Below are 25,849 nucleotides of genomic sequence, written 5' to 3'. Positions count from 1 at the left end.
TATCCTAAAAATAAAAGAACCACAGCAGCCAGGCGCCGAACAGCACGCGATAAATCACAAAGGGCTGCATTCCCAATTTTTTTATAACCACCAGAAAGTAGTGAATACACAAATACGCGCTTACTCCCGATAACAGGGTGCCCGCCAACATCGCGATCCAATCAATCGACTGTGGAGCGCTAAACAGCCCTACTGCTTCTAGGCCACCTGCCAGCACAATCACCGGGATTGATAATAAGAAAGAGAAGCGCGAGGCGCCTTCTCGGTTCATGCCCACCATCAGCGCCGCGGTAATGGTAATCCCCGAGCGCGAGGTTCCTGGGATGAGTGCTAGCGCCTGGGCACCACCAATAATAAGCACATCCCTCAAACGCAGTTGGTACTCGCTGCGCGTACCCTCTTTACGCCAATCGGCATACCCCAACAATAGCCCGAAACCAATTAAACTGAAGCCGATAATCAGCGTAGAGCGCATAAAATGAGAAATAACATCGTGCATTAGTAACCCAATAAGCCCCACCGGGATGGTCGCTAACGTCACCCATAAAGCCAGTCGTGCGTCTTCGTTCACTCCTTTGCCGCTGAGCGCAGCCAAGCTGCTAATGACCATCTGCCAAATTTCCTGCCGGAAATAGATAATCACCGCGGAGAGGCTGCCTAAATGTAGGGCAACATCAAAGGCTAGGCCTTGATCTTGCCACTCTGTCAGCACAGGCACCAAGATTAGGTGGGCAGAGCTTGAAACGGGTAAAAATTCTGACACTCCCTGAACAACCGCTAACACCACCACCTGGAGCCAATCCATAAAAAAATCCTGTGCATAGAAACAATTTAATGGTTGCAATGGCGCTTAAGGATACACATCCACCTATTCGTTGTCCGCCATTGCCTTTGCTGAGACTAGCAACCACTGACACACAAAGGTATCGTTTCACAGCCTGAAAGCAGTGGAGGCTATAGAGGATATAAGGAGTGCGCTACAATAGGCGTCTATTGAATGCGTGCGTCCTTGCAAGGTACCCATGACTCAGACCATCGATACGCCAGTGGTTCACGACCAAGCGCGACTTAGCCAAGAGGCCAAGCGCGTTACCTACATCGGAGCATGGCTGGATGCCCTGTTGAGCATCGTCAAAGTCGCGATCGGTTTTATGGTCGGCTCAGCGGCGTTGATTGCCGACGGCATTCACTCCCTATCAGACTTAGTCACCGACGGCTTTGTCCTGGCGGCCATTCACTATGGGCGTCAGGAGCCCGATAAAGACCACCACTACGGCCACGGCCGTATCGAAACCCTGACGACCCTGCTGCTGGGAAGCGTACTGATTTTCGTGGCTGGCGCGATTGCTTGGTCGAGCCTGGATCGCCTGTTTAGCGGCGCCGACGTTAACGCCCCTGGCGCGCTGGCAATCGTGATTACTGTCATCGCGCTGTTTAGCAAAGAGTGGATTTTTCGCTACACCATGCGGGTTGCCAAGCGGGTAAAGTCAAAGTTACTCGAAGCCAACGCCTGGCACTCGCGCAGTGATGCATTATCCACTGCCGTGGTGTTAGTAGCCTTGGTGGGCGCCCAGTTTGGTTTGGGTTGGCTGGATGCCGTGGCCGCCATCATTGTGGGTTTATTAGTCGGAAAGGTAGGTTTGGACTTGCTGTGGGAGTCGGCGCGGGAATTGGTGGATACCGCGCTACCAGAGGACGTACAGGATCAGATGCACGATGTTGCCTGCAGCGTTCCGGGTGTGGATAGTGTTCACGATCTGCGTACCAGGCAATCCGCCGGCTGGGTAATGGTCGACCTACACGTGGTGGTCGGGCCGAAAATTACCGTGTCGGAAGCCCACGAAATCGGTAACGAAGTCAGCCGTCGCCTACGCCACGAGTTCCCCGCACTGACCGACGTGATCTTCCACGTTGACCCCGAAGACGACGCCGGGGCGGGTGATCCTAGCCGCCTTCCCGGCCTTCCGCTCCGCCCTGAAGTAGAGGCTGCCCTGGATGCACGCTGGTACAAGCACCCTGTGTGGCGCACCCTGAACGAGCTCCAGTTGCACTACTTGGACGATAAGGTGTCGGTATCATTGATCATTGATGACGCAGTGCATCAGCCGCCCCAGTGCCTCGCTAGCCAACTAAAAGCGCTGGCTAGCGATATCGAGTGGCTCGGCCACGTCGAGGTGCTGTTTATCACCCGCGCCGCCAGTAGCTCGATGCGCTAGAGCCACTACCCGCTGGTTGTTTCCTCTTATAACCCCGTCAACAGCAGTGTGGCGATGCTGAAGTAGATCACCACCCCAGAGGCATCAATCAAGGTGGTGACCAGCGGCGCTGATGCCGTGGCAGGGTCGACCTTAAAGCGCTCGAGTACGAACGGCAGGCACATCCCCAACAGGCTGCCAAACAGCACGATGGTCACCATGCTCAAGGCGACCACCATTGCCAGCTCTTCTCCCCCGCGCATAATGCCAATAGGCGTTACCGCGATGGCCATGGTGATACCCAGTGACCCGGCGACAAGTAGCTCGCGGCCCAGTAGTTTGCCCCAATCTTTGACGCCAACGTCACCGGTCGCCATACCGCGCACCATCAACGTGGCTGCCTGAGCCCCGGCGTTACCGCCACTACCGATCAATAACGGTAAAAAGAATACCAGCGCTACCTGGGCGGCAATGGTCTCTTCAAAATAGGCAATCCCGGCCCCCGAAAACAGATTGGCAAAGACCAGCAGTACCAGCCAGAACACGCGTTTACGGTAGAGGCTCCAGAGCTTCACGCGGCTTACGCCATCTTCCAGTTGGCCGATCGACATCCCCTTGTGGAAATCCTCTGTCGCCTCGGATTCAGCAACATCCATCGCGTCATCGTGGGTCACTATACCGACCATGCGTTCATCGGCATCGATCACTGGCAGCGCCAACAAGTCATACTTCGCCACAATACGGGCGACATCTTCCTGGGCACTATCAACCCGTGTACTGATGACATCCTTGATCATAATGTCATCAACAATGGCGCCGGGGCGTGCCACCATAAGCTGACGCAGCGACATGGTACCGATCAGTTGTCCGTCGCTATCCAGGATATACAGCTGATAGACCGTTTCCGCATCCGGAGCGGTCTGGCGTACCCTCATCATCGCCTGCGACACCGTCATGCCGCTGGCTATGGAGACATAGTCAGAGGTCATGATGGCGCCTGCGGTACCCTCTTCGTAGCTGGCAAGCCGCTTCAGATCTTCTCGCTCGCGGTGAGCCATGCGACGCAGCAGTGCCTCACGACGGTCTTCATTGAGAAGATTGAACAGATCGGCACGTTCGTCCGACCCCATTTCTTCGAGCAGCTTGAGAACCTGACTGTCATCCAGCTTTCCTACCACCTCGAGCTGGCTCTCCCCAGGCAAATAGCCCAGCACATTGGCTGCCCGTTCCGCTGAAAGAATATCCAGCAGAGCGAGCGCCGCAGGCAGCTCTTCGTCATCCTCGATCATCTCTTCGAGCACTTCACCGATATCCGCGGAGCGGGTTTCGGCCAAACGCAAAGAGAGCACCGATTTACTGGGCACTTCCTTACCCAACTCGTCGAGCAGCTCGGCTTTTAATTCCTGTAGGCTTTCATCATTCAGTGCCATGATTCTCCCCCCTTGCGCTTACAAGCGTCGTGCTACCGAGCTAATCCATCACCCAGCCCATTCTACTGACCAAACTCATCATACTTACTTATTTGACTGCCAAACAAAAAAACGCCCCTTAAACCCTGGTAGCGGGTTTAAGGGGCGTTGGACACACGCCAAGTGCGTGAGTATTAGCCTTTACCCGCCTTTTTACGCAGCTGCTGAATCGTTCGCAGCTGTGCAACGGCTTCGGCAAGTTCAGCGGCAGCACGAGTATAATCGAGCTCCGATGACTTCTCATTAAAGGCTCTCAGCGCCTGCTGACGCGCTTCTTCGGCAGCGGCCTCGTTGAGGTCGCTGGCACGTGATGCAGAGTCGGCCAGAATCGTCACGACATTCGGCTGGACTTCCATGAAGCCCCCCGAGACAAAGAAGTTCTCTTCCTTGCCGCCATCGTGAATCACGCGTACCGGACCCGGCTGAAGCTCGGTCAGCAGCGGGGCGTGACCCGGCAAAACACCCAGGTCACCCATAATCCCGGAAGCAATCACCTGCTCAATGGTACCTGAGAAGATCGATGCTTCAGCGCTGACGATATTGCAAGTAAAGCTATTCGCCATAGCGAATCCCCCTAATGGACGGGATTACTTCTTCATCTGGTTGGCTTTCTCGACGGCTTCGTCGATGGAGCCGACCATATAGAAGGCCTGTTCCGGCATATCGTCGTATTCGCCAGCAAGAATGCCCTGGAAGCCACTGATGGTGTCTTTCAGTGAGACATACTTACCTGGTGAACCGGTAAATACTTCGGCCACGAAGAACGGCTGCGACAAGAAGCGCTGGATTTTACGCGCCCGGGAAACGGCCAACTTGTCTTCGTCAGACAGCTCGTCCATACCCAGAATGGCGATAATATCCTTAAGCTCTTTGTAGCGTTGAAGAACGTTCTGCACACCGCGGGCGGTGGCGTAGTGCTCTTCACCGACGACCAGCGGATCCAACTGACGTGAGGTGGAGTCCAACGGGTCGATCGCCGGATAGATACCCAGCTCGGCGATAGAACGCGCCAATACCACGGTAGCATCCAGGTGCGAGAAGGTGGTCGCCGGCGACGGGTCGGTCAAGTCATCCGCAGGTACGTAAACGGCCTGTACGGAGGTGATTGAGCCGGTTTTCGTCGAGGTAATACGCTCCTGCAGAACGCCCATCTCTTCAGCCAGCGTAGGCTGATAACCTACCGCTGATGGCATACGACCCAACAGTGCCGATACTTCGGTACCCGCCAGGGTGTAACGGTAGATGTTATCGACGAACAGTAGAACGTCGCGGCCTTCATCACGGAATTTCTCAGCGATGGTCAGGCCGGTCAACGCTACGCGCAGACGGTTACCCGGAGGCTCGTTCATCTGACCATAAACCAGCGATACCTTATCGATAACGTTGGATTCAGTCATTTCGTGATAGAAGTCGTTACCCTCACGCGTACGCTCACCAACACCGGCGAATACAGAGTAGCCGCTGTGCTCGGTGGCGATGTTGCGGATAAGCTCCATCATGTTAACGGTCTTACCGACACCAGCGCCGCCGAACAGGCCAACTTTACCACCCTTAGCGAACGGGCAGACCAAGTCGATAACCTTGATACCGGTTTCCAGCAGCTCGTTAGAAGCTGCTTGGTCGGCATAGCTCGGTGCTTTACGGTGGATTGGCATACGCTCTTGCTCACCGATCGGTCCCGCTTCGTCGATCGGTTCGCCGAGTACGTTCATAATACGGCCCAGCGTTTCCTTACCTACCGGTACGGAAATGGCGGCACCTGTGCTGGTCACGTCCATGCCACGCTTCAAGCCCTCAGTGGAGCCCATGGCGATGGTGCGCACCACGCCGTCGCCCAGCTGCTGCTGGACTTCGAGGATGGTCTCAACATCGGAGACCTTCAGCGCGTCGTAGACCTTGGGCACAGAGTCCCGCGGAAACTCTACGTCAATCACCGCGCCGATGATTTGTACGATACGTCCGCTCATCTTGGTTCCTCTCTAAAACCTGCAAATGAAACCTGTCTGCCGGGAGTCGCTTAAATGGTCGGCTCCCTTGGCGTTATACGGCAGCAGCGCCGCCGACGATCTCAGAAATTTCCTGGGTGATGGCAGCCTGACGGGCCTTGTTGTAGACCATCTCCAGATCGTCGATTAGGCCGCCTGCGTTGTCAGTGGCACTTTTCATAGCGATCATTCGGGCGGCTTGTTCACAAGCGCCGTTTTCCACTACCGCCTGATACACCTGCGATTCGATGAAACGAACCAGCAGGCTATCGAGCAACGCCTTGGCATCCGGTTCATACAGGTAGTCCCAGCTTCCGGGACGGGCGTTTTCGTTGTCTTGCTCAGCGTCTGCGCCCATATCAGGCGACAGCGGAAGAAGCTGACGAACCACTGGCTTTTGGGTCATGGTGTTCACAAACTCGTTGTGCACCACGTAAAGCCGGTCGAGACGTCCTTCATCGTACGCTTCGAGCATGACCTTAATACTGCCAATCAGACCTTCAACGGTCGGGGCTTCGCCTAAACCACTCTTCGCCGCCACCAAATTGCCACCGTAGTTGCGGAAAAAGGTGCTGGCCTTAGCGCCCAGAGCGCAAAAATCCTGTTCTGCGCCCTGCTTTTTCCACTCGCTGGCCTGTTTGAGTAAGGCTTTGAAGAGGTTGTGGTTCAAGCCACCGCACAGACCACGGTCTGTAGAGACCACAATGTAACCAACGCGCTTAACCTCGCTACGCTCGACCATATAGTCGTGCCTGTACTCGGGGTTCGCGTCGGCAATGTGGCCGACCACATTGCGGATCTGCTTAGCGTAAGGCTGACTAGCTCTCATCAGATCTTGCGCTTTACGCATTTTAGATGCAGCCACCATTTCCATGGCGCTGGTGATCTTCTGCGTATTTTTAATGCTCCCGATCTGGGTGCGTATCTCTTTTGCAGCTGCCATAGCGATCTACCCTTCGTTCGTGGCTCTCAGAAAGCATGCAAACCCGCCCGCAGGCGGGCCAGACATTACCAGCTCTGAGTCGCCTTGAACTTCTCGAGACCCGACTTCAAGCTGTCTTGAATCTCACCATTGTAGTCGCCGCTCTGGTTGATCTTGTCGAGTAGATCAGCGTGCTCAGACTTCATGTAGTCGTGCAAGGCACGCTCGAAGTCCAGCACCTTGTTCACTTCGACATCATCCAGGAAGCCTTCGTTGGCGGCATACAGCGACAGCGCCATTTCAGCGATCGACATCGGCGAGTACTGGTTCTGCTTCATCAGCTCGGTGACACGTTGGCCGTGCTCAAGCTGCTTACGCGTGGCTTCGTCAAGATCAGAGGCAAACTGCGAGAACGCCGCCAGTTCACGGTACTGAGCCAGCGCCAGACGGACACTACCGCCGAGCTTCTTGATGATTTTGGTCTGCGCCGAACCACCGACACGAGAAACCGATAGACCGGCGTTAATCGCCGGACGAATACCCGAGTTAAACAGGTTGGTTTCCAGGAAGATCTGACCATCGGTGATCGAGATCACGTTGGTCGGTACAAACGCGGAGACGTCGCCGCCCTGGGTTTCGATGATCGGCAGCGCGGTCAAGGAACCGGTTTTGCCTTTCACTTCGCCGTTGGTGAACTTCTCAACGTAGTCGACATTAACCCGTGCAGCACGCTCAAGTAGACGCGAGTGGAGATAGAACACGTCACCAGGATAGGCTTCACGACCCGGCGGGCGACGCAGCAGCAGCGAGACCTGGCGGTAGGCGACGGCCTGCTTGGAGAGATCGTCGTACACAATCAGCGCGTTCTCGCCGCGGTCGCGGAAGTATTCGCCCATGGTGCAGCCAGAGTAAGCGGCCAGGAACTGCATGGGAGCCGGATCGGCAGCGCCAGCGGCGACGACGATGGTGTGCTCCATGGCGCCGTGCTCTTCAAGCTTGCGCACCACGTTGGCAATGGTCGACTGCTTCTGACCGATCGCCACGTAGACACAGGTCACGCCTTTGCCTTTCTGGTTGATGATCGCATCAATGGCAATGGCGGACTTACCGATTTGACGGTCACCGATGATCAGCTCACGCTGACCACGACCGATCGGCACCATGGCGTCGATCGATTTAAGACCGGTTTGAATCGGCTCATCGACGGACTGACGGGTAATAACGCCCGGCGCCACTTTCTCAACGGCGTCGGTCATGGTGGTGTTGATGTCGCCTTTACCATCAATGGGGTTACCCAGCGCATCGACCACACGACCAATCAGCTCAGGGCCTACCGGCACTTCGAGAATACGACCGGTACACTTGGCGGTCATGCCCTCTTCGAGCTGCAGGTAGTCACCCAGCACGACGGCACCCACGGAGTCACGCTCCAGGTTGAGTACCATGCCAAAGATGCTGTTGGGGAATTCGATCATTTCACCAAACATCGCGTCTTCGAGGCCGTGAATTTTCACGATACCGTCGGAAACGGTCACGATGGTGCCCTGATTATGGGCTTCGGATGCGACGTCAAGCTTTTCAATTCGCTGCTTGATGATGTCGCTGATCTCGGAAGGATTCAGTTGCTGCATGCCATGTCCCTCAGACTCAAGCGGTTAGCGCTTCGGAAAGGCGGTTCAATCGACCACGTACGGAGCCGTCAATAACGGTATCGCCAGCACGCAGGATGACACCGCCAATCAGCGACTTGTCCACCTGAGTAGTAATAGAGATTTCGCGATTCAGACGTTTCTTAAGCGCGTTCGCTAGTTTGGTCTTCTGCTTACTATCTAACTTGTAAGCAGAGGTGACGTTCACTTCAACCCGCTGCTCGTGTTCAGCACGCAGGTGCTCGAACTGATCAGCAATGGAGGCCAACGCCATCAGGCGGCCCTGGTCAGCCAAAACAGTCAAAAATCGCTGTAAAGCCTCATCCTGTTGCTCAGGAATAAGCTCGACAAGCAGCGACACTTTTTGCTCGCTGTCTAATTTGGGACTGCTTAGCCGATGGCGCACGACGTCATCTGCTACCGCAACACTTAAAAAACCTAGCGCTTGTGACCAACTATCAAGCGCCTCATGATCACGCGCGTATTCAAACGCTGCCTTAGCGTAAGGACGAGCGACGGTAAGTAATTCCGCCATGGTTCACCTCCTTACAGTTCAGCAGCAAGCTCATCGAGTAACTTGCGATGGGCTTGTTCGTCGACCGACGCTTCAAGAACACGCTCGGCACCCATAACGGCGAGATAAGAGACCTGGGCACGAAGTTCATCCTTAGCGCGATTCACTTCTTGCTCAATCTCGGAACGTGCACTCGCTACTAGGCGTTCGCCTTCGGCGCGGGCCTGTTCGCGGGCTTCTTCAACTATCTGGGCAGAGCGTTTGTTGGCCTGCTCAAGAATCTGAGAAGCTTGCTCCTTGCTTTCGCGCAGCGTCTGCTCCGCCCGCTCTTGAGCAAGCTCAAGATCACGGTTAGCACGGCTGGCTGCATCCAAGCCATCAGCAATTTTTTTCTGACGCTCATGAAGCGCGTTGCTGATCGGAGGCCACACATACTTTAAGCAAAACCAGACAAAGATCGCGAAGGCGATCGTCTGCCCGATTAGCGTCATGTTGATATTCACAGGAATGTACCTCTGACAAGTTCGTGGCGACCGGAGTGAAACAAAACCGAGCGCTTAACGCTCGGCTGAGCTGTCATTAACCGGCAACAACGAAGATCAGGTACATTGCGATACCAACACCGATCATCGGAACGGCATCCAACAGACCTGCCATTAGGAAGGTTTTGGTTTGCAGCTGGTCGCCCAGTTCAGGCTGACGCGCTGTAGATTCCAGCAGCTTACCACCCAAAATAGCGAAGCCAATGCCGGTACCTAGAGCGCCGAGACCGATCATGATGGAAGCGGCAATGTAGATAAGTTCCATGGTAATGCTCCTAGTTTTTCAAGTTAAAGGTCGAGGGTTGAGGTTAAGGGTTAATGTGTTTCAAGCATTGCTCGGATTAGTGATGCTCGTGTGCAGCGCTTAGATACACCACGGACAGCACTGTAAAGATGAAAGCTTGTAGTACGACGATCAAAATATGGAAAATGGCCCACGGCACATCCAGCACCCAGATAGCCCAGAACGGCAGCATGGCGATCAAAATAAAGATCACTTCGCCGGCAAACATGTTGCCGAACAGACGCATCGCCAAACTAAACGGTTTAACCAGCAAAGCGACGATTTCCAACACCAAGTTAAAAGGAATCAGTGCCCAGTGATTAAACGGGGTCAATGACAGCTCTTTGGCGAAACCACCCACGCCTTTAACCTTAAAGCTGTAGTAGAGGATCAGTCCGAATACCCCCAGTGCCAAACCCAGCGTGGCGTTCACATCGGTGGTGGGGACAATTTTCATGTAGTCCACGCCCAGCTTGCTGAACAGCACGGGGAAGTAGTCGACCGGAATAATTTTGAGCGTGTTCATGAACAGAATCCACACGAACAGCGTTAAGGCCAGAGGAGCAATGATCGGGTTATGCCCTTTGAATGTTCCTTTGATCATGTCCTCGACAAATTCAACAACCATTTCAACGGCATTTTGCAGGCCACTGGGTACACCCGTGGTGGCCATTTTGCCGGCTTTGCGGAAAATCCAGATAAACAGCAACCCCATGGCAATCGACCAGCCCATGGTATCCAGGTGAATGGCCCAAAAGCCCATTTCACTTGCTTCTTCTGCTGAATGCGCCAGCGACCAGCCGTTCTCAGGATGATTGCCAAAGGTCAAATTCTGCAAGTGGTGCTGGATATAGTAAGTCGTTGAGACTTCGTTTCCTGCGGCCATGGATGTGTCACCTCAATCAGTTGTGCAATTTTCTAGGCATTAGCGTTTTTTGGCATTAACCAAGGCGTAAGCCAATGCGTTAGAACAACTGCAACATAAGCATAAAAAAAGAAAGTAGGGTTTGAGGGGGGCGCTGCCACGAACACTGCAACAAACAGTGCCACCGTCAAACCAAACTTGCCTGCCTCGGCGCGAAACAGGCGCATCGCTGCCTTTGAAGGGCTACTCGCGCGTAAAACCCCCATTCGTTTGATAAAAAAGGCGTGCGGTAATAAGGCTACCAGCGCCCCTTTAAAAACCGATGACACGCCTTCTAAATCGGCGACTAGATAGGCGGCCAACATACCAACGAAGGTGATCATCAGTTGCGCGATCGTGAGCCGAACGATGTAGGCTTTTCGACGCTGGGTTTCGTATCGCTGCATACCGGCCCAGCCTCACTGATAAAAACCAATACCTCGACCAGCTAATAGCTAGACAAACCAAGGCAACCTGCACAAATCTTGCGCGATTATAGGGAAGCGCTATCACACCTTCAACCGAAGTCGCACCGATTTTGCCCGCTTAAGGGCTGATTTGCGACCAAAGGGGGAAAACGTGTGCGCTTCTTACGTGATATTGAATAGCCTGCTATTTAATATGATTCAAGATGCCATCCAATTCTTCGAGGCTGGTATAACGTATCGTTAACTTACCTTTGCCTTTTTGACCATGATCAATGGAGACAGGCGCACCGAGCAGTTCGCCAAGATGTGTTTCAAGCTTGGCCACATCGGGCTGCTTGCTTTGACGGTTAGGCGTTTTGGTTGGTGTTTGGCTGGTTTGGACTTTTTTCACCAGCGCTTCGGTGGCCCGCACCGTCATATCGTTATTGACCACCTCATGAGCCACCTGCCGCTGCTGGGTGCTGTTCAGCGTCAGCAAAGCTCTTGCGTGGCCCATATCCAGGTCACCCCGTTCGAGTAGGGTTTGCACTTCCGGATCTAGCGCCAGCAGGCGCAACAGGTTGGCTACCTGGGTGCGCGATTTACCCACTGCGTCGGCAATCTGCTGCTGGGTAAGCTCAAACTCTTCGCCCAGGCGCTTGAGCGCCATGGCTTCTTCGATGGCGTTGAGGTTTTCACGCTGAATGTTTTCGATCAGCGCCAGCGCCAGGGCAACTTCATCGCTGACTTCCCGGATCACCGCCGGGATAACGTCCAGCTCAGCAAGTTGGGCTGCCCGCCAGCGACGCTCACCGGCAATAATTTCGTAGCGATCCACGCCAATTGGACGCACGACGATGGGCTGCATCACGCCCTGGGCGCGAATGGAGTCTGCCAGCTCTTCTAGCGCTTCGGGCTGAATATCCCGGCGCGGCTGATATTTACCTCGCGTTAATTGCCCTAACGGCAGACGTTCAAGGCGATCTTCGCTAACGTCATCGGCCGCGGCACTACGCGCGGCGTCAGAAAGCTCCAACGGGGTGCCGCTACCGGCAAGTTCTAAGCTGTCACGGCGACGGGCACCGGCACCAATCAGGGCATCCAGGCCACGTCCCAGCGCGGGTTTACGCGTCATTCGCTTTTCCTCATTTTATAACGCTAGGCGACGAATCATCTCTTTCGCCAACACACGATAGGCCTGGCTACCACGGGAGAACCGGGCATATTGCGTAACGGGTAATCCGTGGCTCGGCGCTTCGGCAACTTTGACGTTGCGAGGAATGGTCGTTTTCAACAGCATGTCGCCAAAATAGTCACGCAACTGCTTATCCACTTCCCGCGTTAAGCTGGTGCGCTTGTCATACATAGTGCGCAAAATGCCCGCAATGGCAAGATCAGGATTCACATTTTGCTTAATCTGCTCAACGGTATCGAGCAGGGCCGACAGCCCCTCCAGGGCGTAAAATTCGCACTGAAGAGGGATCAGCACGCTATCGGAAGCCGTTAATGCATTCACGGTTAGCATGTTCAAAGAGGGCGGGCAGTCGATCAACACTACGTCATAGGCATCCGAGACCGAAGCTAGTGCGTTGGTTAAGCAGCTCTCGCTTTTATCGCGATCTAGCAGCTCGACTTCGGCGGCGGTGAGATCACCGTTACCCGGCAGTACGTCGTACTTGACCGCCAGCTTTTTGACAATCGTATCAGCGGCCGTTGCTTCGCCCAGTAGAACGTCAAGCACGCTTTTATCGAGCTCGTATTTATCGATGCCGCTGCCCATGCTGGCATGGCCTTGGGGGTCAAGATCCACCAGCAGTACGCGACGGTCGAGCGCAGCGAGACTGGCCGCCAGGTTAACGGCCGAGGTGGTCTTGCCCACGCCGCCTTTTTGGTTGGTCAGGGCAATGATCTGGCTCACTTACTCAACTCCTTCTGGGGGTCAGAATCAACGTTCAGCTTTCAACATTCAGCTTTCAACATCCAAGATCAGCAGCTGCCGCTGGGCCGCTTCAAAGGGTACTTCCAATAGGTGACGCTGATATAAACGTATACCGGCGGGCAGGTCGCGCAGCTCATCATCCGCCCCCGGGCCTTTCATGGCTAACCACTGGCCATCGGCGCTGGGTAGCTGGCGGGTCAAGGTGACAAAATCGACCAAGCTGGCAAATGCTCGGGAAATCACCTGATCAAAAGCGGCGGCTTCAAACTGTTCCACCCGCGCCTGTACGGGAGTGACGTTTTCAAGCCCTAACTCCATTACCGCCTGACGCTGAAAGCGCACCTTTTTGCCATTACTATCCAGCAGTGTTACATCAAGCTGGGGGGCTAATATCGCTAATACGATACCAGGAAGCCCAGGACCCGCACCTACATCCAGTAGCCGCGGCCCCTGCACATAGGGCAACACAGCGGCGCTATCCAACACATGACGCGACACCATGTCGTCCACATCGCGCACCGCTGTGAGGTTATAAGCCCGATTCCACTTGTGCAACAGTGCCAATAAGCCTAGCAGCTGTTGGCGTTGATGTTCGTCAACGGCGATGCCTAATTGGGTAAGGCCTTGATCGAGCCGTGGTGCAACGCTTGTAGGTAGCGTCTTCAACAGTGGGTTCAACGAACTCATCCGTTAACTACCTCAGCTGCGGCTACCAACCGGCGCTTTTTCAGATGCACCAGCAAAATAGAGACGGCCGCCGGTGTAACGCCTGAAATCCGCGCCGCATGAGCAAGCGTTTCCGGCCGCGCTTCAGCCAGCTTTTGGCGAATTTCGTTAGACAAACCTTCGACTTTTAAATAATCCAGCTCCGCAGGCAGTGGCGTGGCTTCGTGGCGCTTGAGTTTATCGATCTCATGCTGCTGACGATCGATATAGCCTTGATACTTAGCCTGAATCTGCACCTGCTCGGCGACTGCTGGGTCAGTGACCAGGGTGCCCTCAATGCCGGGCAGATTGGCCAAATCGCTGTAATTCAATTCAGGGCGTTTAAGCAGATCACTCAAGCAATACTCGCGAGTGAGCGGTGCCCCGGTTTTTTCGGCCACTTGCTCAGCCGCTGGGCTTCCCGGTTGTATCCACAGGGTGCTTAGCCGCGCGCTCTCTTGTTCGATAGCCTCGCGTTTTTGGCTAAACGCTGCCCAGCGCGTGTCGTCGACAAGACCCAATTCCCGGCCCGCTTCGGTTAAGCGCAAATCCGCGTTGTCTTCCCGCAACAGCAGGCGGTACTCCGCACGGGAAGTAAACATCCGGTAGGGCTCTTTGGTACCCATAGTGATCAGATCATCAACCAGTACACCGAGATAGGCTTCATCGCGGCGGGGATACCAGGCGTCCAGCTCCTGAGCGCGGCGGGCGGCATTCAGGCCTGCGAGCAAACCTTGAGCACCGGCTTCTTCGTAGCCGGTAGTGCCGTTGATTTGACCGGCAAAAAACAGGTTGTGGATAAATTTAGTTTCCAGCGAGTGTTTTAAGTCTCGTGGGTCAAAAAAGTCGTACTCAATGGCGTAGCCAGGCCGGGTGATATGGGCGTTTTCCAAGCCTTTGATGGAACGCACCACCTGAATCTGCACGTCAAAGGGCAGCGAAGTCGAGATACCGTTGGGGTAGAGCTCATGGGTATCCAAGCCTTCGGGTTCGATAAACACCTGGTGGCTGGATTTATCGGCAAAGCGATGAACCTTGTCTTCTATCGATGGGCAGTAACGTGGCCCAATCCCTTCGATGACGCCGGAATACATCGGCGAGCGATCAAGATTGGCCAGAATCAGATCGTGGGTGTGCTGATTGGTGTGAGCAATGTGGCAACTCACCTGCTGAGGGTGCATCTCCCGCGATCCCAGGTAGGACATAACCGGCGTTGGGCTATCACCGGGCTGCTCTTCCAACTGGGAAAAATCCACGCTTTTGGCATCGATGCGCGGCGGCGTACCGGTTTTTAGGCGGTCAACCCGAAACGGCAGGGCGCGCAGACGTTCAGCCAGCGCGTTGGAAGGCGGGTCGCCCGCTCGGCCGCCTTTGCTTTGATCCAAACCAATATGAATCACGCCACCCAAAAATGTCCCGGTACACAGCACGAGGCTGTCGGCATGAAAGCGAATGCCGGTTTCCGTGACGACGCCTCGTACGGTGTCGTTATCCACAATCAGATCACCAGCGGCTTGCTGGAAAATCGTTAAGTTGGGCTGGTTTTCCAGCATTCCGCGGATCGCTGACTTGTAACGGATGCGGTCAGCCTGGGCACGGGTGGCCCGAACGGCGGGCCCTTTGCTGGCATTGAGCACACGGAACTGGATACCACCCAAGTCCGTGGCAAGCCCCATGGCGCCGCCCAGTGCATCAATTTCCTTGACCAAGTGACTTTTGCCGATGCCGCCAATCGCGGGATTACACGACATTTGGCCCAGAGTTTCGATGTTATGGGTGAGCAGCAGGGTCTGACAGCCCATGCGAGCAGAGGCCAGTGCGGCTTCAGTTCCCGCATGGCCACCGCCGATGACAATCACGTCAAAGCGGTCGGGGTAATTCAAGAGACACCTCGTCTTGTGCCTGTCGGCACGGATGATGTGGCCAATGCAGTCGATTCTAGACGCAGCCACCTTAGATCAATGAGTCGGCAAGTATAAACCCCCTGTGGGTAACCGTCAGGTTTTTCCACACCCCAAATCGCTAAACCGCCTCTATTAATAACAACATAAATATAAAATAAGAGAAGTTCTGTAAATGTTGTAACTACTAGTGTGGACAATTTCTGTGTATAAGCGATTAATTATTAATTATTTCATCAACTTATATTGTTGACTTCTACATGTTTGAAGGCGGGAGTGCCTGGGTAGAAAGGGTGCTAAGCCTGTGGATGAAATAGCGCCTTATCCACAGATGCAATTGGCCACGGCTTATCCACCGGCCAGTACCTGGGTTGTTACCGCAGCTGTGAACAAGCAACGTTGGGTGTGGAGCTAACGCTAAGAGACGCCCATGGTAGTCCTTGCGGAGATAAAAACGATTAATGTAAAAAAAGTTTATCCACAGGCAAAAAAATGGCCTGTCGTGTCGACAGGCCGGTAAAAAAGCGTCATTTCGCATTAGCGAACGCGTTATTTAGGTGCCAAGCGCAGGTCTACGCGAGGGCATTGAGTGTTCACATCTAGTGTTTAAGCACCCGCGCAAGGAAGGATTGAGTACGTTCATGTTGCGGTGAATCGAACAGTTTTTCCGGGTGTCCCTGCTCGGTAATCTCGCCTTTATGGATAAAAATCACCCGGTCGGCAACCTCACGGGCAAAGCCCATTTCATGGGTAACAATCACCATGGTCATGCCCTCTTTGGCCAGTTCACGCATGGCATCGAGCACTTCACCGATCATTTCCGGGTCAAGCGCCGATGTGGGCTCGTCAAATAGCATCAGCCGGGGTTCCATGGCCAAGGCACGAGCGAGCGCCACACGCTGCTGCTGGCCGCCTGAGAGCTGGCTGGGGTACTTATCGGCCTGGTCGGCGATACCCACCCGGTCAAGCAAACGTTTGGCATTGCTGACCGCGTCGTCACGGCTTAAACCGCGCACTTTCATCGGCGCCAGTGTGACATTATCGATGACGCTGAGATGGGGAAACAGGTTGAATTGCTGAAAAACCATGCCCACTTCGGTGCGGATGGTTTGCAGTGCTTGGGTGCTCTTTCCATAGGGCAGCAGTTCATTGTCATCGACCACCAGACTGCCTGATTGGAACTCTTCCAGGCCGTTAATACAGCGAATCAGCGTCGATTTACCTGAGCCACTGGCGCCGATGATCACGACAACTTCACCGGGCACAATCGTAAGGTCAATATCGTTGAGTACGTGCAGGCTGCCAAAGTGCTTGTTGAGCTGCTGCATACGCACAATTGGTTGCGTTGTGTTGTTCAATGTCTCGCTCATTGCGCGTGTCCTTATTGTCCGGCCAGGCCTCTGCGCTCAAGTTGGCGCAGGATGATGGAGAGCGTCCAGGTGATCGCCAGATACATCAGGGCGACCATAAAGTAGACCTCAAGGGCCGTGAAGGTGGTGGCGATATAGATCTGCCCTTGGCGCACCAGCTCACTGACGCCAATCACTGAAAACAGGGAGGTATCTTTGATACTGATGATGCCCTGGTTACCAAGAGGCGGGATCATGCGCCGAAACGCCTGGGGCCAGATAACGTAGCGAAACGCCTGAGTGCGGGAAAGGCCCAGAGAGAGCGAAGCTTCCCCTTGACCGCGCTCAATTGACTGCACACCGCCACGCACGATTTCAGAGATGTAAGCGCCGGAATTAACGGCGATCGCGGCAATACCGGCGACCAGGGCGTTAATTGGCCCACCCAGCAGTTGTGGTAAGCCGTAAAAAATAAACAGTACTTGAACCAGAATCGGCGTGCCGCGGAACACTTCGACATAAATGATGGCCGGCCAGCGTAGCCAGCGCAGGGGGCTAATGCGTAACAGGCCAAAGAATATGCCGATAAAAAAACCAATGGCCAAGCCGCCAAATGAGATAAGTAGCGTCCAGGGAATACCCGGCAGCAGGTAAGGGATAGACCCAAACGCCGCCGACCAATCAAACTGAAAATTGACGTCCACGCGTAGACTCCTGAAACAAAAAAGCAGTTGGCAAAAAACACATGATCAACGCAGCAGGGCCGGGGGTTTTGGCCACCCGGCCCTGTAATGGCGTTACGCTATTATAGAGGTTTTACACTCACTCTTCGCTGGGGGCTTCACCAAACCATTTGGTGTAGATCTCATCGTAAGTGCCGTCTTCTTTCATCGCGGCGAGCGCTTCGTTGGTGGGTTCCACCCACTCGCTGCCTTTGTGGAAGACGATGCCGTACTGCTGACCTTCATATAGCGGGCCAACAACCTTGGTACGGCCTTCGCCACGGGTTTGCGAGAAGTAGGCAACGTTAGGGGCGTCATAGAGCACCGCGTCAACGTTGCGGCCTAGCAGCGCCATGTACATGTCGGCAGTACCCGGGAAGGGGGTGATGTCAGCATCTTCGCCAAGCTCTTGCTGCAGGTAGTCGTAGCTGGTGGAACCAATTTTGGTACCAACGGCGAGATCCTGAAGGTCTTCTAGTGTTTCGACGCTGTCATTGTCGGCACGCACAATAATGCGAAGACCGGAATCGTAGTAGGGGTCGGAGAAGTCGACAACTTCGGCACGCTCTTCCGTAATGGTGGTACCGGCAATGGCGATTTCCTGGCTGCCGGTTTGCACGGCGGGAATGATGCCGGAGAACTCCATGGTCGTGAGGTTGACTTCAAAACCTGCGCGTTCGGCGACTTCGTTGATGATATCCATATCGAAGCCGACCATTTCGCCGGTCTCTTGATCCATCATTTCAAACGGCACAAAGCTTGGGTCAGTGGCCACGTTCACCGATGGCGTTTGGGCCATGGCGGCAGTGGCGCTGCCCAATCCCAGTGCAAGCGCCAGCGTTGTTTTGGTTAGGCTGAGTGGTAGTGCTATTTTCATAAGTTTCCCCGTGCTTTATATGGCTGATGGCGGGTTACAAAGCGGTTTTTTACCGTTTGATGCTCTTTATAAACCGTTATTTAAGCCGTTGTTGACCTATTAACCTTGGCGAGAAACCGTCAGGGCGTCAAGTCACGGGGAGCGCTGCGGGCCAACGCTGTTTAGACCATAAAGGAGGCGCCGCAGCCGCAGGTGGTGGTGGCATTAGGATTTTGAACGCGAAAACGTGCGCCCGCCAGGCCCTCTTCGTAGTCGACGGTGGAGCCTACCAAGTATTGGTAGGAGAGGGGGTCAACCACTAGGGCTGCGTTACCGAACTCTATTACGGTGTCATCGTCGGCGACGTTTTCGGCAAAGTCGAAACCGTACTGAAAACCTGAACAGCCGCCACCAGTTACATAGACCCGCAGTTTAAGGGATGGGTTATTTTCTTCTGCAATCAGCGCATTAATACGTTTTCGTGCGCTATCAGAGAGCAGTAGTGGAGTAGGAACAAAGGCTTCTGCACCGCTCATGGGTACCTCCCGCGAGCTTTAAGAACGAATAAATCGGCATTGGGGGGTGATTATGGGTAATTCCCAGCAAATTGGTCAACTATTCCTGGGAATTACTAAAACATTAAGGCATCAAGGCCGGGGCTGAGAGACCGGTGTTCTCGTCAAAACCGAACATCAGGTTGAGGTTTTGAATCGCCTGACCCGAAGCACCTTTGACCAGGTTATCGATCACCGATAGCACGACGACGGTGTTGCCATTGCCCGGGCGGTGGACTGCCAAGCGGCAGGTGTTGATGCCTTTGACACTGCGCGTTTCAGGGTGGCTCCCCGCGGGCATCACATCGACAAAGGGTTCGTCGGCGTAGCGCTGCTCAAAGAGTGTCTGCAGGTCGCCCGGCTCAGCGGTTAGCTGGCCGTAGAGTGTGGAGTGAATACCGCGAATCATCGGCGTTAGGTGGGGCACAAAGGTTAAACCCACTGTGGATTGCTGGATATCCCTAAGTCCTTGGCTAATTTCCGGCAGGTGGCGGTGGCCCGAAGCGCCGTAGGCCTTCATCGACTCGCTGGCTTCGGCAAGCAGTGAACCCACTTTAGCGCCACGGCCTGCGCCGGTAACGCCGGATTTGCAGTCAGCAATGAGTTGGCTTGGGTCGATCAAACCCGCTTCCAGAAGCGGCAGGTAGCCCAACTGAACGCTGGTGGGGTAGCAACCGGGAACCGCAATTAAACGTGCGTTTTTGATTTTCTCTCGGTGCATTTCCGGCAGCCCGTATACTGCCTCTTGCAACAATTCCGGGGCACCGTGGGCCTGGCCGTACCAGCGGCTCCACTCGTCAGCATCGCGCAGCCGGAAATCGGCCGATAGATCAATCACCCGAGTGCCGTTTTCGAGTAGCTCACCGGCTAGGGCATGGGCAACGCCATGGGGTGTGGCAAAAAATACCGCATCCATGTCGCCCAGCTGTTTGGCGTCCGGCTCGCTAAACGCCAAGGTGTCGTAATGGCCGCGCAGGTTGGGGTACATATCGCACACCTTGACGCCGGTTTCCGAGCGCGAGGTAATCATGGCTACGTTGACTTGGGGGTGCTGGGCGAGTAGCCGCAGTAGTTCAACGCCGGTGTAACCTGTACCGCCAACAATGCCGACCTTAATCACAAATCACTCCTTACGGATGCTGCTGAGTAGAAAACCAAATTCGCTATTAGCTTAAGCATAGGACACCAAGCTGTTTAAGCGTATCCAGCTATGATACACAAGAGTGTAAAGATACAAGAGTAAGGAAGGTCGCTGTGGCGCGTTTTTCCCGATCGGATTTTACCTTAGAGAGTTTTCGTCGCCAGTTGGCCAATGTCGACGCCCTTCCGCAACTCTGTTTGCTGGGCCTTGTCTCGGGGGTTATTACCGGCGCTGTGATGGTGGCGTTTCGGCTGCTATTGGAAGCTGGCGCCGCGCTCTACATGACCGATGGCGACCCAGAAGCGTTTGAAAGCATGGTGCCCTGGCTGCGTGCGCTGCTACCTATGTTGGCGGTTACCCTTGTGGGTGTGCTGCTGTACCGGCAAAAACCGGCAGCGCGCAAGCTGGGCGTTGGCCATGTAATTGAGCGGCTTACCTATCATCAGGGCCGTTTTCCGTTACGCAATTGGTTAAATCAGTGGTGGGTAGGTGTTGTGGTGGTATTGGGCGGGCTCTCTGCTGGGCGCGAGGGCCCGGCGATTCATTTGGGCGCGGCGGCGGCCAGTGGACTAGGCCAACAGATGCGTTTGCCCAATAATAGTCTCAGGGTACTGGTGGCGTGCGGTACCGCAGCAGCTATTTCCGCTTCTTTTAACACGCCTATCGCGGGTGTCATCTTTGCCATGGAAGTGGTGATGATGGAGTACACCTTGGTGAGCTTTATGCCCGTGATTTTGGCCTCTACCATGGGTGCGCTGGTAGCACAGTTGGCTTATGGCAATGAACCCGCTTTTCGTATCCCCGAGATAGCACTAGGTTCACTGATCAACTTGCCGTGGATTGTGGTTACCGGGCTGGTGATTGGTCTGTTAGCGGGGCTGTTTATTCATATTTCACGCAACCAGCGGATTATGCTGTGGCCGCTCTGGATGCGCCTTGGCTTGGTGGGTGTGGCAACTGGCGCGGTGGCTTGGTGGTTCCCTCAGGTTCAGGGCATCGGTTATGACAGCGTGGCGGCGGCGCTCAATAACCAGCTGGAAATTAAAGTGCTGCTGGCGCTGATGATCGTCAAACTACTGCTTACAGCGCTAACTGTCGCTGGCGGCGTACCCATCGGTATTATCGGCCCGGTGTTGGTCATAGGTGCTGCCACAGGTGCACTGTTTGGTTTACTGGGAGGCTGGCTTTGGTCTGATAAAGCCGCGGATCCTGGTATTTACGCGATGCTAGGCATGGCCGCAATGATGGGGGCGGTGTTACAAGCGCCTCTTGCTGCCCTAATGGCGCTTTTGGAGTTAACCCATACGCCGAGTATCATGCTTCCCGGCATGCTGGCGGTGGTGGTGGCGTGCTTAACCTCGCGTCAATTGACCGGCTGTGAAGGTTTCTTTATTAGCACGGTGCGCTACGGGCTTCACCCGCTTCAGCAGCCTTTGATGCAGGCACTCTCACGGGTTTCGGTGCCTGCGGTGATGGAGCGTCAACTGGTGCGCACCGAGCGAATGATCACCCCTGATCAAGCGCGGCTTTTATTAGAGAAGAACCCAGTGTGGTTAGTGATTGAGCGGTCAACAGAGGAAAAACCTGTGCTGGCGCTAAAAGCCGCTGAATTGGCACGCTGGCTACTTGAGCACGATGAGGCGCTGCAGGGGGATGAGCCGCCTGAGGATGAGCTGATTGATCTACTGGAAATCCCCGGCCAGCGTTTAGAGCTGGCGCCGATTGGTTTACAGGCGACGCTTTCCGAAGCGTTTCTAAAACTGCAGGATAACGCTCTGGGGGCGCTCTACGTCGTTCATGGCTATCGCCCAAAGCAGCGGCGTATTTCAGGTATTATCACCCGTGGCGCCATCGAACGTTATTATCACTACACTGACCCCCGTGGTGCCGACCTTCGTGACAATGAAGTACGAGAGAATGATACCCGTAAGAAGGACTCATCACTTTAAGGAGCGACAATGTACCTATGGGTAAAGGCCATTCACTTAATGGCCGTAGTGACGTGGTTCGCTGCGCTGTTCTATTTACCCCGCCTGTATGTGTATCACGCCACTGCGCGGGATAACGGCGACGAACAGGCCATCAGCTATTTCAAAACCATGGAGCGTAAGCTCTACCGTGGCATCATGACCCCATCGATGATTGCGGTACTCATTTTTGGTGGCTGGATGCTCTATCTGGTGCCCGAATGGTTTAGCCAGGGCTGGATGCATGCCAAGCTGGCGCTAGTGGTTCTGCTTATCGCCTATCATCACGTTTGTTTGATCTATTTGAAGCAGTTTGCCCAGGATCGTTGTACCAAAGGCCATGTGTTTTTTCGCTGGTTTAATGAGGCGCCGGTGATTGCGCTCGTGGCGATTATTCTGCTTGCCGTTGTGAAGCCCTTTTGATGCGCCAACCGCTTCCCCCCGTGGTGTTGGTACTCGCCGGACATGATCCGACTGGTGGCGCTGGGTTGATCGCTGACAGTGAAGCCATTGCGGCCTGTGGTGGTTGGGCGGTAACGATCCCCACTGCGCTGACGGTACAGAATTGTCATAATGTGACCCGCGTGATCCCTGCTGAGCCGACCGCGATGCGCCAAATGGCCGAGGCAATTAGTGAGATGCAGGTCGCGGCGATTAAGATTGGCCTACTCGCTGACGAAGACACCCTGCGCGCAGCGGAGCAAATTATTCGTCGTTTTCCAGGCATTCCCGTGGTGGCCGATCCGGTCTTTAAGGCCGGTGGCGGAACTGAGTTATCCACACCTGCTTTGCGACAATTGTTTATTGATCGCTTGTTACCGCTTGTGGATATCTTAACCCCGAATCGCGCTGAGTTGGCTCAGCTTACGCCCGACATCATCACTCCTTTCGATGATACGGCCCGTGCGGTGGCACTGATGTCACAGGGGTGCCAAGCCATTCTGGTCACTGCCACGGATGAGCCGCTGCCCGGCAACGACCAACAGGTGGTGCACACCCTGCACTCGCCTGATACTACTCGCCAGTGGCAGTGGCCACGTTTGCCTGAATTGTTCCATGGTTCTGGCTGCACGCTGGCATCGTCTCTAGCTGCTCGTCTCGCTGTTGGTGAGCGCTTACCAACAGCTTGTGAGCAGGCTCAGCACTTTACTTGGCAAAGTTTGTCTCAAGGCTTTCAACCGCCCAGCGGCCAGTGTTTGCCACATCGTTTTTCACGGGCTGCCCGTTTTTGATCCTATCTTCTGTACGCCATTGACCGAGAGGATGCCATGACTACATCAGCTGAACTGTTCGATCTTGCCAGTCGCCATATACCGGGCGGAGTAAACTCACCCGTCCGGGCGTTTAAAGGGTTGCACCGCCCGCCGGTCTTTATGGAGCGTGCTCAAGGTGCCTTTCTGTTTGACGTCGAAGGCAATCGCTACGTGGATTATGTCGGCTCCTGGGGGCCCATGATCACTGGGCATGCCGACCAAGACGTATTGGCAGCCGTACGGGCGCGATTAGACAACGGCCTGTCCTTTGGTACCCCTACCGCAGTTGAAACCACCATGGCGGATTTGATCTGCGAGATGATCCCCTCCATGGATATGGTGCGCATGACTAGCTCGGGCACCGAAGCCACCATGTCGGCGATTCGCCTGGCGCGAGGTACCACCGGCCGCGATAAGATCGTTAAGTTCGAGGGTAACTATCACGGCCACTCTGATTCACTGCTGGTTAAGGCGGGCTCTGGCGCGCTTACCCACGGCGAACCCAGCTCACCGGGCGTGCCCACGTCGCTGGCTGAACACACTATTACCCTGTCGTTTAACGACCCCGAAGGGGTCGAAGCGTGTTTTAGCGAAATTGGCGATCAGATTGCCTGCATTATTGTTGAACCCGTTGCCGGCAATATGAATTGTATTCCGCCTCAACCAGGCTTTTTGGAAACGCTGCGCCGAGTATGTAACGAGTATGGCAGCGTGCTGATTTTTGATGAAGTGATGACCGGTTTTCGAGTGGCATTGGGCGGTGCCCAAGCCCACTACGGTATAGTGCCTGATCTAACCTGCTTGGGAAAAATTGTCGGTGGCGGCATGCCGGTGGGCGCCTTTGGTGGCAAGCGCGAGATAATGCAAAACATCTCCCCCCTGGGGCCGGTTTACCAAGCGGGCACATTGTCGGGTAACCCGTTGGCGATGGCTGCAGGTGTGGCACTGCTAACCAAACTACAGGTACCGGGCTTCCACGATGCGCTTACCCAGCGGGTTAACACCCTTTGTGCGGGCCTTCAGGAGCGTGCCAATGCCGCACGGGTGCCGATGATGACGCAGTCGGCGGGCGGTATGTTTGGACTTTTCTTCACCTCTCAAAGCCGTGTGGATAACTTTGCCCAAGCCACCGCCTGTAACCCGGATGCCTTCCGCCGCTTCTTTGGCGCGATGCTTGATCACGGCGTTTACTTGGCGCCATCAGCTTACGAAGCTGGCTTTATGTCCAGCGCTCATACTCCGGAAGATATTCAGTTCACCCTGGATGCCGCAGAAAAAGCCTTCGCAGTTATGTAACGGCAGGTAACTAAAAGCCCGCTATACTGCAAGAGCCGCTCACCTGGAGCGGCTCTTGGCTTAGATGAGAGCTACACTCATGACACGACCAACGGCTTGGCGATACGTGATTTGCGCAGCGGGGCTGCTAGCCTGTTTCCCGCTGGCTGCACAGTCGCCTCAGGAGCAGGACATGACCCAGATCCATATCACCATGAGCGGTTCGCCGGGTGCTGCGTTTTCCGCCCATTGGCGCATTACCCATGAAGGCGAAACCACCGAACACGTTGAAGAGAGTGGGACGGTACCTGCTGAATACACCTTTACCGGTACAGAACTCGAAGGCACGGTAAAGCTGTTAAGTGACGATGAGCGGCTAGAGGTGGACATTCAAAAGGGCAGTAACCGGTCGCGTTCGTCGACTCAGGGGGCAGGGGGGACATTGACGTTGATGATTCGTTAATGTTTGCATTCTTACAGTGATAAAAAAACCGCCCCTTAAGGGGCGGTTTACATGAACTCGATTTATTACCACTGAGTAGAGATAGCGGAGTTGTTATTGCCAACTTGCACATGAGTAGCTACTGCGGCGGTGGAATTCTGACGGATAGTAGATACGTTCTCCATACCATACTGACCCACATTCGCCACATGACCAACGCCGTCTTGATAAATGTAAGATGCACTTAAGTCAGCATTAACCTGGATTACATTCGCATCGTTGTCATTACCGTTCTGGCTAATTAAACTCCAAGTTTCATCAGTACTGAGCGTTTGGTAAACATCGGCTGAGTTGCCATTACCTGTTTGCTCAATGATGGAGTCACTTTTATCAGAGTTTAATACTTGTCTTACATTTGCAGTATTGTGACTGCCGTCTTGCAGTATATAAGAATCATTTAGCTCTCCACCGGATTGCACGACAGAGGCATCATTGCTAGTACCAATTTGGTAAACAATTGACTCATGCTTTGCGCCGGTTTGGTATACCGACGAAGTGTTATCATCACCCAATTGCCCAACGCGTGAGTATTGTTTGCTACCGCCTTGGGTAGTTTCAGCATCGTTACCGTTACCAGATTGAAGGATTAATGATGTACGTGTTGGATCACGGTCAAATCCATTTAATCCAGAGCGAATACCCAGCTGCGCATCGAACACGGGTTTAGTTGTAGTGTTCGCACTTGGCGTTGTAGTTGAGTTTTGATAGTCTCGCGGATCAGCAGAAGCTGAAAATGCGCTAACTAGTGCGATGGCGGCAGCGAGAGTAGCGATTTGAGTTTTCATGGTGTTTCCCCTTGGTTTGATCGTCTTGCG

Annotated in this window: 27 protein-coding genes; 6 read left to right on the top strand and 21 right to left on the bottom strand. The window is 54.5% G+C overall.

All coding sequences use genetic code 11. From position 1 onward, the window contains the following. Positions 1-4: 4 nt before the first annotated feature. Positions 5-805 carry an undecaprenyl-diphosphate phosphatase gene (locus tag ACW17M_RS00415; protein ID WP_457546707.1) on the bottom strand — a complete coding sequence of 267 codons (801 nt, stop codon included), beginning with the start codon at positions 803-805 and terminating at the stop codon, positions 5-7. 217 nt (positions 806-1,022) lie between these two features. Between ACW17M_RS00415 and ACW17M_RS00410 the strand changes: the two genes are divergently transcribed. Beyond that, positions 1,023-2,216 carry a cation diffusion facilitator family transporter gene (locus ACW17M_RS00410; RefSeq protein WP_022521056.1) on the top strand — a complete coding sequence of 398 codons (1,194 nt, stop codon included), beginning with the start codon at positions 1,023-1,025 and terminating at the stop codon, positions 2,214-2,216. Positions 2,217-2,242: 26 nt separating this feature from the next. Here ACW17M_RS00410 and mgtE read toward each other — a convergent pair whose 3' ends face one another. From mgtE to argC, 19 genes are all read right to left on the bottom strand, one after another. Continuing rightward, on the bottom strand, positions 2,243-3,625 hold the full coding sequence (mgtE, locus tag ACW17M_RS00405; RefSeq protein WP_009286337.1) for a magnesium transporter: 1,383 nt from the start codon (positions 3,623-3,625) through the stop codon (positions 2,243-2,245). Positions 3,626-3,798: 173 nt separating this feature from the next. Continuing rightward, positions 3,799-4,227: a F0F1 ATP synthase subunit epsilon gene (locus ACW17M_RS00400; RefSeq protein ID WP_457546706.1), complete on the bottom strand. Its 429-nt coding sequence runs from the start codon at positions 4,225-4,227 to the stop codon at positions 3,799-3,801. 24 nt (positions 4,228-4,251) lie between these two features. Then, on the bottom strand, positions 4,252-5,631 hold the full coding sequence (gene atpD, locus ACW17M_RS00395) for a F0F1 ATP synthase subunit beta (RefSeq protein ID WP_009286338.1): 1,380 nt from the start codon (positions 5,629-5,631) through the stop codon (positions 4,252-4,254). 73 nt (positions 5,632-5,704) lie between these two features. Beyond that, positions 5,705-6,592: a F0F1 ATP synthase subunit gamma gene (gene atpG / locus ACW17M_RS00390; protein ID WP_141440222.1), complete on the bottom strand. Its 888-nt coding sequence runs from the start codon at positions 6,590-6,592 to the stop codon at positions 5,705-5,707. Between the two features lie 65 nt (positions 6,593-6,657). Next, on the bottom strand, positions 6,658-8,202 hold the full coding sequence (gene atpA, locus ACW17M_RS00385) for a F0F1 ATP synthase subunit alpha (protein WP_009286340.1): 1,545 nt from the start codon (positions 8,200-8,202) through the stop codon (positions 6,658-6,660). 16 nt (positions 8,203-8,218) lie between these two features. Further along, the gene (locus tag ACW17M_RS00380; RefSeq protein WP_027958508.1) at positions 8,219-8,755 is read right to left on the bottom strand and encodes a F0F1 ATP synthase subunit delta; all 537 of its coding nucleotides are present in this window, start codon (positions 8,753-8,755) and stop codon (positions 8,219-8,221) included. A gap of 11 nt (positions 8,756-8,766) precedes the next feature. Beyond that, entirely contained in the window at positions 8,767-9,237 is a 471-nt protein-coding gene (locus ACW17M_RS00375) for a F0F1 ATP synthase subunit B (protein ID WP_022521052.1), read from the bottom strand. Between the two features lie 76 nt (positions 9,238-9,313). Further along, positions 9,314-9,541, bottom strand: coding sequence for a F0F1 ATP synthase subunit C (atpE, locus tag ACW17M_RS00370; RefSeq protein WP_022521051.1), 228 nt, complete (start codon positions 9,539-9,541; stop codon positions 9,314-9,316). A 76-nt stretch (positions 9,542-9,617) separates the two neighbouring features. Further along, a complete protein-coding gene (atpB, locus tag ACW17M_RS00365) occupies positions 9,618-10,445 on the bottom strand; it encodes a F0F1 ATP synthase subunit A (RefSeq protein ID WP_457546705.1) in 828 nt (275 codons plus the stop codon). Positions 10,446-10,477: 32 nt separating this feature from the next. Beyond that, on the bottom strand, positions 10,478-10,870 hold the full coding sequence (locus tag ACW17M_RS00360) for an ATP synthase subunit I (RefSeq protein WP_022521050.1): 393 nt from the start codon (positions 10,868-10,870) through the stop codon (positions 10,478-10,480). Positions 10,871-11,075: 205 nt separating this feature from the next. Continuing rightward, positions 11,076-12,005 carry a ParB/RepB/Spo0J family partition protein gene (locus tag ACW17M_RS00355; protein ID WP_009286342.1) on the bottom strand — a complete coding sequence of 310 codons (930 nt, stop codon included), beginning with the start codon at positions 12,003-12,005 and terminating at the stop codon, positions 11,076-11,078. A gap of 15 nt (positions 12,006-12,020) precedes the next feature. After that, entirely contained in the window at positions 12,021-12,788 is a 768-nt protein-coding gene (locus ACW17M_RS00350) for a ParA family protein (protein WP_009286343.1), read from the bottom strand. A 48-nt stretch (positions 12,789-12,836) separates the two neighbouring features. Continuing rightward, the gene (rsmG, locus tag ACW17M_RS00345; RefSeq protein ID WP_009286344.1) at positions 12,837-13,496 is read right to left on the bottom strand and encodes a 16S rRNA (guanine(527)-N(7))-methyltransferase RsmG; all 660 of its coding nucleotides are present in this window, start codon (positions 13,494-13,496) and stop codon (positions 12,837-12,839) included. Then, complete coding sequence (mnmG, locus tag ACW17M_RS00340) at positions 13,493-15,397, bottom strand: tRNA uridine-5-carboxymethylaminomethyl(34) synthesis enzyme MnmG (protein ID WP_457546704.1); 1,905 nt, start codon at positions 15,395-15,397, stop codon at positions 13,493-13,495. The genes rsmG and mnmG overlap by 4 nt, the downstream gene beginning before the upstream one ends. Before the next feature lie 617 nt (positions 15,398-16,014). Further along, complete coding sequence (locus ACW17M_RS00335) at positions 16,015-16,785, bottom strand: amino acid ABC transporter ATP-binding protein (protein ID WP_022521047.1); 771 nt, start codon at positions 16,783-16,785, stop codon at positions 16,015-16,017. 11 nt (positions 16,786-16,796) lie between these two features. After that, positions 16,797-17,468 carry an amino acid ABC transporter permease gene (locus ACW17M_RS00330; protein ID WP_009286346.1) on the bottom strand — a complete coding sequence of 224 codons (672 nt, stop codon included), beginning with the start codon at positions 17,466-17,468 and terminating at the stop codon, positions 16,797-16,799. A gap of 118 nt (positions 17,469-17,586) precedes the next feature. Then, entirely contained in the window at positions 17,587-18,363 is a 777-nt protein-coding gene (locus tag ACW17M_RS00325; RefSeq protein WP_009286347.1) for a transporter substrate-binding domain-containing protein, read from the bottom strand. Between the two features lie 161 nt (positions 18,364-18,524). Next, positions 18,525-18,878, bottom strand: a complete 354-nt coding sequence (erpA, locus tag ACW17M_RS00320) for an iron-sulfur cluster insertion protein ErpA (protein WP_007112206.1) — start codon at positions 18,876-18,878, stop codon at positions 18,525-18,527. A 103-nt stretch (positions 18,879-18,981) separates the two neighbouring features. Next, positions 18,982-20,016: an N-acetyl-gamma-glutamyl-phosphate reductase gene (gene argC / locus ACW17M_RS00315; RefSeq protein ID WP_027958504.1), complete on the bottom strand. Its 1,035-nt coding sequence runs from the start codon at positions 20,014-20,016 to the stop codon at positions 18,982-18,984. Positions 20,017-20,150: 134 nt separating this feature from the next. Between argC and ACW17M_RS00310 the strand changes: the two genes are divergently transcribed. From ACW17M_RS00310 to ACW17M_RS00290, 5 genes are all read left to right on the top strand, one after another. Continuing rightward, entirely contained in the window at positions 20,151-21,986 is a 1,836-nt protein-coding gene (locus tag ACW17M_RS00310; protein ID WP_190374214.1) for a chloride channel protein, read from the top strand. 9 nt (positions 21,987-21,995) lie between these two features. Further along, the gene (gene hemJ, locus ACW17M_RS00305) at positions 21,996-22,427 is read left to right on the top strand and encodes a protoporphyrinogen oxidase HemJ (RefSeq protein ID WP_022521043.1); all 432 of its coding nucleotides are present in this window, start codon (positions 21,996-21,998) and stop codon (positions 22,425-22,427) included. Then, positions 22,427-23,236 (top strand): bifunctional hydroxymethylpyrimidine kinase/phosphomethylpyrimidine kinase, encoded by an 810-nt coding sequence (gene thiD, locus ACW17M_RS00300; RefSeq protein WP_022521042.1) that lies wholly within the window; start codon positions 22,427-22,429, stop codon positions 23,234-23,236. The genes hemJ and thiD overlap by 1 nt, the downstream gene beginning before the upstream one ends. 36 nt (positions 23,237-23,272) lie before the next feature. Then, positions 23,273-24,553: a glutamate-1-semialdehyde 2,1-aminomutase gene (gene hemL, locus ACW17M_RS00295; protein WP_009286351.1), complete on the top strand. Its 1,281-nt coding sequence runs from the start codon at positions 23,273-23,275 to the stop codon at positions 24,551-24,553. 79 nt (positions 24,554-24,632) lie between these two features. Then, positions 24,633-24,995 (top strand): hypothetical protein, encoded by a 363-nt coding sequence (locus ACW17M_RS00290; RefSeq protein WP_051051824.1) that lies wholly within the window; start codon positions 24,633-24,635, stop codon positions 24,993-24,995. Positions 24,996-25,060: 65 nt separating this feature from the next. Here ACW17M_RS00290 and ACW17M_RS00285 read toward each other — a convergent pair whose 3' ends face one another. Continuing rightward, complete coding sequence (locus ACW17M_RS00285; RefSeq protein WP_009286352.1) at positions 25,061-25,819, bottom strand: hypothetical protein; 759 nt, start codon at positions 25,817-25,819, stop codon at positions 25,061-25,063. Positions 25,820-25,849 lie beyond the last annotated feature (30 nt).

Source organism: Vreelandella sp. 2A-K22, assembly GCF_054065485.1.
This window is presented reverse-complemented; position numbering and strand designations above follow the sequence as displayed.

Excerpts from the sequence above, each read along its gene's own strand:
- ACW17M_RS00415 (WP_457546707.1), bottom strand. The coding sequence starts at position 805 with ATGGATTGGCTCCAGGTGGTGGTGTTAGCGGTTGTTCAGGGAGTGTCA.
- ACW17M_RS00410 (WP_022521056.1), top strand. The coding sequence starts at position 1,023 with ATGACTCAGACCATCGATACGCCAGTGGTTCACGACCAAGCGCGACTT.
- mgtE (WP_009286337.1), bottom strand. The coding sequence starts at position 3,625 with ATGGCACTGAATGATGAAAGCCTACAGGAATTAAAAGCCGAGCTGCTC.
- ACW17M_RS00400 (WP_457546706.1), bottom strand. The coding sequence starts at position 4,227 with ATGGCGAATAGCTTTACTTGCAATATCGTCAGCGCTGAAGCATCGATC.
- atpD (WP_009286338.1), bottom strand. The coding sequence starts at position 5,631 with ATGAGCGGACGTATCGTACAAATCATCGGCGCGGTGATTGACGTAGAG.
- atpG (WP_141440222.1), bottom strand. The coding sequence starts at position 6,592 with ATGGCAGCTGCAAAAGAGATACGCACCCAGATCGGGAGCATTAAAAAT.
- atpA (WP_009286340.1), bottom strand. The coding sequence starts at position 8,202 with ATGCAGCAACTGAATCCTTCCGAGATCAGCGACATCATCAAGCAGCGA.
- ACW17M_RS00380 (WP_027958508.1), bottom strand. The coding sequence starts at position 8,755 with ATGGCGGAATTACTTACCGTCGCTCGTCCTTACGCTAAGGCAGCGTTT.
- atpE (WP_022521051.1), bottom strand. The coding sequence starts at position 9,541 with ATGGAACTTATCTACATTGCCGCTTCCATCATGATCGGTCTCGGCGCT.
- atpB (WP_457546705.1), bottom strand. The coding sequence starts at position 10,445 with ATGGCCGCAGGAAACGAAGTCTCAACGACTTACTATATCCAGCACCAC.
- ACW17M_RS00360 (WP_022521050.1), bottom strand. The coding sequence starts at position 10,870 with ATGCAGCGATACGAAACCCAGCGTCGAAAAGCCTACATCGTTCGGCTC.
- ACW17M_RS00355 (WP_009286342.1), bottom strand. The coding sequence starts at position 12,005 with ATGACGCGTAAACCCGCGCTGGGACGTGGCCTGGATGCCCTGATTGGT.
- rsmG (WP_009286344.1), bottom strand. The coding sequence starts at position 13,496 with ATGAGTTCGTTGAACCCACTGTTGAAGACGCTACCTACAAGCGTTGCA.
- ACW17M_RS00335 (WP_022521047.1), bottom strand. The coding sequence starts at position 16,785 with ATGAGCGAGACATTGAACAACACAACGCAACCAATTGTGCGTATGCAG.
- ACW17M_RS00325 (WP_009286347.1), bottom strand. The coding sequence starts at position 18,363 with ATGAAAATAGCACTACCACTCAGCCTAACCAAAACAACGCTGGCGCTT.
- erpA (WP_007112206.1), bottom strand. The coding sequence starts at position 18,878 with ATGAGCGGTGCAGAAGCCTTTGTTCCTACTCCACTACTGCTCTCTGAT.
- hemJ (WP_022521043.1), top strand. The coding sequence starts at position 21,996 with ATGTACCTATGGGTAAAGGCCATTCACTTAATGGCCGTAGTGACGTGG.
- thiD (WP_022521042.1), top strand. The coding sequence starts at position 22,427 with ATGCGCCAACCGCTTCCCCCCGTGGTGTTGGTACTCGCCGGACATGAT.
- hemL (WP_009286351.1), top strand. The coding sequence starts at position 23,273 with ATGACTACATCAGCTGAACTGTTCGATCTTGCCAGTCGCCATATACCG.
- ACW17M_RS00290 (WP_051051824.1), top strand. The coding sequence starts at position 24,633 with ATGACACGACCAACGGCTTGGCGATACGTGATTTGCGCAGCGGGGCTG.
- ACW17M_RS00285 (WP_009286352.1), bottom strand. The coding sequence starts at position 25,819 with ATGAAAACTCAAATCGCTACTCTCGCTGCCGCCATCGCACTAGTTAGC.